Below are 6,408 nucleotides of genomic sequence, written 5' to 3'. Positions count from 1 at the left end.
AACATATACTAAAGGGGATTTTTCATTAAAGAACTTGAGAAATATATAAGGGGGATTTTTATGTACGTTGATATTTTACTACTAGCAGAATTAACGACCGGACCAAAACATGGATATGAAATCAAAAAAAATGTTCAAAATCGTTTAGGTGAGAATTTTGAATTAAATCACAACATGCTTTACCCTGCCCTTCGGCGCTTTGAAAATATGGGTGCTATAACGAAAAAAATACATAAACAAGTTGGAAAACCAAACCGAAATATGTACGATATAACAGAAACAGGAGAAGAAATTTTTTCTGAAATGTTACGAGAGTTTCCCGAAAAACTTGCGACAAATAATGCAGAATTTCTTGTTCGTATCGCGCTATTTGAAAAACTTGAATATGAAGCTAGAAAAGAGATTTTGACTGTACGTCAAAACGTACTACATAGTCAACTTACCGCTATTCAGTCTCTAGAGGTTACCTCAGCCTTTATTACTGAAGTCATTGAATTTAGTAAATCACGAATTGAACATGAATTGAGTTGGATTACATCACTTATGAAGAAAATATGAAAAAATAACAAAAAAAGCTAAAATTAATGAATGAAAATGATATTTATTATCAATACTATCATTAATAAAAGGGCAACCACGATTTGGCTACCCTTAAAGAATTTACACTTCTGGATCAAATGTTTTGCAATCTGTTTCTTCCGTTGTAGATGCATGTTTACCTTTATGACTTACTACGTAAATTGCCTCTGCACTACATTTATTACCGTTCGCCCAAAATTTACAGTTGTTTACTTCACATAAAACGTCTTGTGCCATAGTATCACACCTCCTTGTTCTATTATCATTAACAAAATTCGGAGGTATGATACTATTTGTCATCCATTTTTCATTCCCTTTTTAGCTTTCTTAATGGTTCAATATCTCCGCGTACAATAGCATCAATATTTCCAGTTATTTTTTCAATATCAAAATGCCACCATTGAATTTGCAATAATTCTTGAATTATTTCATTTGAAAATCTCTCTTTTATTTTATTTGCAGGGTTTCCACCAACAATTGTATATGGTGCGACGTCTCTAGTCACAACAGATTTAGCTGCAATGATTGCACCATCCCCTATTTTTATTCCGGGCATAATTGTTGTATCCATACCAATCCAAACGTCATTTCCTATAACTGTATCACCTTTATAAGGTAAATCAGACAAACTAGGTGTATACTTCTCCCACCCATTTCCAAATATATTAAATGGATATGCCGAAAATCCATCCATCCGATGATTGGCTCCGTTCATAATAAAGTTAACTCCAGATGCAATACAACAAAACTTTCCAATAGTAAGGCGATCTCCAAGAAATTCATAATGATGTAATACTCGATCTTCAAATGTTTCTCCATCTTTCGCATCATAATAAGAATAGTCACCAACAAGTATATTAGGTTTTGTTATTATATTTTTTATAAATTGAACGTTTTGATTTCCTTCAATAGGGTATTTAACATTTGGATTAGGATTCATTTTGTATAGCACTTCCTTTACCACTTATTTCACTTTCTACCGCTATTACTGGCTTTAAATTGTATATAGGTAAAATAAACAATAATCCAATTATAAAAAGTAAAGCCGTCCCTTCATACATCATACTTAATGAAAACATCTCTTTTAATGGGCCAGCTATACTCATCGTTACTACCATTGAACCGGTAAAAAGCGGACTTAAAATACCATTTACACGACCTATAAAATCGGTATCGCTATTTTGAATAATAAGCGTATTAATACCAATTTGGATACAAGGAAGAGCTAAACCACTAAAAAGCTGCGCTGTAAGTGTCACCCATAAATTTGTAGAATATCCTATAATGCCAATACCAATTGCTTGACCAAGCATACCGATAATTAACATCTTTTGCGGAGCAACGTTTTTCGCAAATACCATTGCTAATACTCCGCCAACAATCATTCCCGCACCATTTACTGTTAGTAGCCACTGTAAACTCTCTTTTGATAATCCTAACTGCTCAGTCACAATAAATATACCTAATGGCTGAATTAATCCTATACCTAGTCCTGCAGCCATAAAACAAAGCCCTAGCAAAGTTAATGCTTTTTTCTTTTTGACATACTTAATACCATCCTTCATCTCCTGCAACAGAGTGATATCCTTCTTTTCTACGGCGTTTTCAAGATCTTTCGGAAGGAATAACAATACAACTGCCGCAAGTAAAAACGAAATACCTGTTATGATGATTGAAATATAAATTCCAAAACTATGAAAGATAAATGTCCCTAGTATTGGTCCTAATACCATAAATATTGCAAATATCGTTTGATATATAGACATTGCTAATTGAATTTGTTCCGTTGATAAATGTTGTTTAAACAACTTCATTCCAGATGGTTGTGAAAACTGTGAAAGGATTGCAGAGATGAGTGTCACAAAAAACACAATTTTCCACGTTCCAAACATAAGCGTAATTAATACAGCGAATACTGAAATGGAACTTAACGTTTCACACCATATCATTGTCTTCTTTGGCTTCCACCTATCAGCAAAAGTACCGCCAATAAATGAAAAAATAAAAATTGGAGCGAATTCAGCAACTGAAATCATCGAAATAGCAAAAGCATCACCTTTTGTCATTTCCATTACATATAGTAATACCGCAAAGTTTCGAACCCATATTCCTATTTGTAAAAATAATGCTGATGCTAAAATCCCTTGAACAAACCGATTTTTTAATACTTGTGATACCCCATTGTTTTGTTTCGTTACTACATTTGTCGACATAAAAAAGCCTCCTATTTCATGTTCTGAACAGGAGGCAGCACAAATCATATAAAAAGACTATATATTCGCAGAGCGAAATACATCCCTTTTCTATAAATGTACAGACTAACCCTATTCAGAAGAATATTTCGTTTTTTAACGAAGATCTCTTACAAATAGAATTAGTTGATCATTGGGATGTTTTCACCCTTCCGTTTCGAATTTAAATAACACATACATACTCTATGTAAATCATTTTCGATGTATGCATGTCTCCTTTTAACTATTCTAGAAAGTTAAAGGCAATTCCTCTAAAGAACGCATTAAATAGTTACCTTGCCATTTAATTTCTTCACGATTCCCTTTTATTTGTAGTTCAGGCATTCGATTAAACAAAGTAGTAATAGCAATCTTTGCTTCTAACCTCGCAAGTGGAGCGCCTAAACAGAAATGGCTACCATGACCAAAGGCAATATGACGATTATTTTCCCGAGTAATATCGAATACTTCTGGGTTTTCAAATACAGTTTCATCACGATTTGCAGAAGCTAAGGCAATGACAACCATATCTCCTTTTTCGATTGTTCTGTCGTGAATTTGAAAAGGTTCCGCTGCCCATCTTGCAGTTGTAACCTCAACTGGAGAATAATAACGCAATCCTTCCTCAATAGCCGAATCAATTAGTTTTGGATTATCTTTTAATAACTGTAATTGATTTGGATTTTCAAGAAGTGCTAATACCGTATTTGTAATTAAATTCACTGTCGTCTCGTGTCCTGCTACAATTAATAGCATTATCATTGAATATAGTTCCCGAGCGCTAAGTTTATGCCCTTCACTCTCTGCAAGTATTAAAGCACTCACTAAGTCTTCTTTTGGCTCTTTTCGTTTAATATCAACTAAATATTGAAGATATGTAATAAACTCAGATAGTTGTTTTTCGGTCTCTTTTATTTCTTCAGGTGTTTCTGGTGATGCAATAACAGCATGAGACCAAATTCTAAATTTCGCTTGATCTTCTTTTGGAATACCGAGCATCTCACTTATTACAATAATCGGTAATGGAAATGAATAATCATCCACAAGATTTAATGTACCTTTTCGCTCTATATCACTTATCAACTCATCTGCTATTCTCTCAATTCTTTTGTCTAATTGTGCAATCATCTTCGGTGTAAAAGCTTTTTGAACTAAAGATCGTAAACGACTGTGGTTAGGTGGATCTGAATTTAGCATATGTGTTGTTAAGTGGTCACTATTATCAACGGAAAGATACATGTTCTTTATATCTTGAGAAAACACATTTGTCCAATCTTTTTTTAAACGATTATCTTTTAAAAGTGGCAGAGCATCTTCATATCTAGTAATGAGCCATTCTTTACCGATTTCAACTTGGTTTACAAATAATATAGGTTGTTTTTTTCGCGATTCTTTATAAATTTCATACGCATCTTCTTTAAACTGAGCTGAAGCTAAATTAATGCCATCCTCTATGCTTAACCCAACTTTGTTTTTCATTGACATTGTATTCCCTCACTCTCATTTGTTTTTGAAAATCAACCCAACATATGCATTATACTCTAATAAAAATGTGAAAATTGTAAATTTTTAATCAAAATCTTACTTCGTATATTGAAAAATAAAAAAGTGAGAGAGTAAAATCGTTTCACTCTCCCACTTCTCTTTATGCGAAGCACATAAAATTACTAATTTGTTGATAGCGATAACTTACTTTACGACGACGACCACCTTGCCACGTGTAACCTGACACTCCATTTCTTCTCACTTCAGTCGGGAAGAACCATAAATCTCTTCCGAAAGGACCAGGACGATGTAAGCGTAAATAGCCCCATCTTCCTAGACAGTTACACATCCATGATTTCATATTACCTGGTTGTGCTGGAGAAGCAAATGTAGACGGTAACGACGGCGCTTGTGACGGAGGTGGTGACGTTGGAGCATCTTCTGCATCATCTGGTCTGTAATCTTCTTGTTCAATATCTCTCACTTCATTTGTAGGTTCATACCCGTAGTTTTGTGGATTATAATACATCGCTTGATCATATGGATAATTTTGTTGGTTATACATATTAACAAATCACCTTCTTTTCATTCATTACCTTTACCATTCATATGTGATATGCCCTCTCTGGGAAGCTTATGTATAGCCCAAATTCAACTTAAAAAGCTCGTATTATTAAAAATACGAGCCTTTCAAAATAGAACGTGTTTATTATTTCCTTAACTTCACACTATAAAAACGCATTTCATCTAACGAACCTTCAAATTCAAATACTTCTTGTTTAATTAATTGTTTCAAGCGATATTCTAAGAAAGTATCTCCAACTAATTGTTCAACAAGACCAAGTGCTTCACCAATTACTCTAGGAGCTTTAAGGAACTCTCGATCAGCACCCACACTTTTCGCGCATTCAATTATAAATTGATCAAAATAATCTTCCTGTACAGAATGCACTTCATTTTCATTCCAAACTCTTAAACATTCTATGCTTTCCGATAATCTATCCCACTCATTTTCAAACTTCATGCGCTTCTCTTCAGTTAAATAAGGTAGCTTTATAAAACTTTTTTGGAATAGAGCTAAACTTTCAGGTGGTAATTCTCCCGTTCCACGAATATCATACTCTTGTTTTAATATTTCTCTACTTGCTTCAGACGTATTAATAACTCGAATATTTTTCTTATCCTTTAATTGTACCATTACAAAACTTAGGCCTACATGTTCATGTGCATTATCAGCCTTCCAAATTGTAATAGGCGTTTCAACAGGAATAGTATGTAGTTCTTCTATAGTTGCTATAAATCTTGATAAATATTCTTCTTCAAAATAACTATCATAAGCAGTTAAGTTATTTATTAACCACTTCTGTCTTGCTAGTTGCCCCTCATTCGTATGCAACCTATATATCGGTCCAATTGAAAAGAATTCCGAAAAAGCAACAACACTCTCTTCAAATAATTCTTCTTGACTTAACATATATTTTAAGCAACCAGCCGTTGAATCATCAAAAGCAATATGTACGTGCGTACTTTCTTTTACATTCCTTTTATAAGTAGGATTACTCGTTAATTGTTTCGGAATATCCATCAAATTTTTAATTGTATCTTCACTGTAGTTTTCTTCTAATAAGTTTAACTGTATGAGAATACTTTGAAGTAAATCTTTAGCCTCATCTTCGTACATATCCTCTACAGCATTTTTAATTTTATCTATCACACAAACCCCTCTATTCATTTCAAAAATAACGTAGATTATAGTGTATCATTTTAGTATAGTTCTTTAAAGTCAAATTCAGATTGCTACAGCAATCTGGATTTTCAACAAAAGCTCTCCTTATATTTTTGAATTGCTAAATATTTCACTTTGAAAATCTTTGTATCTAAATGTATAATTATATAAAAACAAAAATATAGGAGCTATATTTATGGAGAAAGTACTTACTAATTATAAACATTACTTAAAAAATTGGAGATTTATATTTATTTGCATACTACCTGCTATTGCCTTATTCGTTACTTTCTATGTCATCTTCGAACTACTGTTTCATCAAAATTTCTACTTATCTAACTTAATTTCTGCTATCATATTATTTTTAATATTTATTAACGTTAAAGA

General features: G+C 32.9%; 8 protein-coding genes. 2 read left to right on the top strand and 6 right to left on the bottom strand.

Features of this window, described 5'->3' with window-relative positions:
* The first annotated feature begins 60 nt into the window (after positions 1 to 60).
* Complete coding sequence (locus GBN78_RS27835) at positions 61 to 558, top strand: PadR family transcriptional regulator (RefSeq protein ID WP_000289122.1); 498 nt, start codon at positions 61 to 63, stop codon at positions 556 to 558.
* Positions 559 to 660: 102 nt separating this feature from the next.
* Here GBN78_RS27835 and GBN78_RS27830 read toward each other — a convergent pair whose 3' ends face one another.
* The 6 genes from GBN78_RS27830 to GBN78_RS27800 all read right to left on the bottom strand — a co-directional run bounded on the left by GBN78_RS27830 (position 661) and on the right by GBN78_RS27800 (position 6,009).
* Positions 661 to 816: a DUF1540 domain-containing protein gene (locus GBN78_RS27830; RefSeq protein ID WP_000046095.1), complete on the bottom strand. Its 156-nt coding sequence runs from the start codon at positions 814 to 816 to the stop codon at positions 661 to 663.
* A gap of 70 nt (positions 817 to 886) precedes the next feature.
* Positions 887 to 1,519 (bottom strand): Vat family streptogramin A O-acetyltransferase, encoded by a 633-nt coding sequence (locus GBN78_RS27825; RefSeq protein WP_001069249.1) that lies wholly within the window; start codon positions 1,517 to 1,519, stop codon positions 887 to 889.
* Entirely contained in the window at positions 1,509 to 2,792 is a 1,284-nt protein-coding gene (locus GBN78_RS27820) for an MFS transporter (protein ID WP_152127935.1), read from the bottom strand. The genes GBN78_RS27825 and GBN78_RS27820 overlap by 11 nt, the downstream gene beginning before the upstream one ends.
* 267 nt (positions 2,793 to 3,059) lie before the next feature.
* Complete coding sequence (locus GBN78_RS27810; protein WP_000062129.1) at positions 3,060 to 4,295, bottom strand: cytochrome P450 family protein; 1,236 nt, start codon at positions 4,293 to 4,295, stop codon at positions 3,060 to 3,062.
* A gap of 160 nt (positions 4,296 to 4,455) precedes the next feature.
* Positions 4,456 to 4,860 carry a hypothetical protein gene (locus GBN78_RS27805; RefSeq protein WP_000282687.1) on the bottom strand — a complete coding sequence of 135 codons (405 nt, stop codon included), beginning with the start codon at positions 4,858 to 4,860 and terminating at the stop codon, positions 4,456 to 4,458.
* A gap of 144 nt (positions 4,861 to 5,004) precedes the next feature.
* Complete coding sequence (locus GBN78_RS27800; RefSeq protein WP_152127934.1) at positions 5,005 to 6,009, bottom strand: DUF1835 domain-containing protein; 1,005 nt, start codon at positions 6,007 to 6,009, stop codon at positions 5,005 to 5,007.
* Positions 6,010 to 6,217: 208 nt separating this feature from the next.
* Between GBN78_RS27800 and GBN78_RS27795 the strand changes: the two genes are divergently transcribed.
* A partial coding sequence (locus GBN78_RS27795; protein ID WP_152127933.1) for a hypothetical protein occupies positions 6,218 to 6,408 on the top strand: 191 nt, incomplete at its 3' end.

This window comes from Bacillus sp. B2-WWTP-C-10-Post-4 (assembly GCF_009183805.1).
In the GTDB taxonomy this organism is placed as follows: domain Bacteria; phylum Bacillota; class Bacilli; order Bacillales; family Bacillaceae_G; genus Bacillus_A; species Bacillus_A cereus.
This window is presented reverse-complemented; position numbering and strand designations above follow the sequence as displayed.

Bases quoted from the DNA above. Each gene is read 5' to 3' on its own strand.
- GBN78_RS27835 (WP_000289122.1), top strand. From the start codon at position 61: ATGTACGTTGATATTTTACTACTAGCAGAATTAACGACCGGACCAAAA.
- GBN78_RS27830 (WP_000046095.1), bottom strand. From the start codon at position 816: ATGGCACAAGACGTTTTATGTGAAGTAAACAACTGTAAATTTTGGGCG.
- GBN78_RS27825 (WP_001069249.1), bottom strand. From the start codon at position 1,519: ATGAATCCTAATCCAAATGTTAAATACCCTATTGAAGGAAATCAAAAC.
- GBN78_RS27820 (WP_152127935.1), bottom strand. From the start codon at position 2,792: ATGTCGACAAATGTAGTAACGAAACAAAACAATGGGGTATCACAAGTA.
- GBN78_RS27810 (WP_000062129.1), bottom strand. From the start codon at position 4,295: ATGTCAATGAAAAACAAAGTTGGGTTAAGCATAGAGGATGGCATTAAT.
- GBN78_RS27805 (WP_000282687.1), bottom strand. From the start codon at position 4,860: ATGTATAACCAACAAAATTATCCATATGATCAAGCGATGTATTATAAT.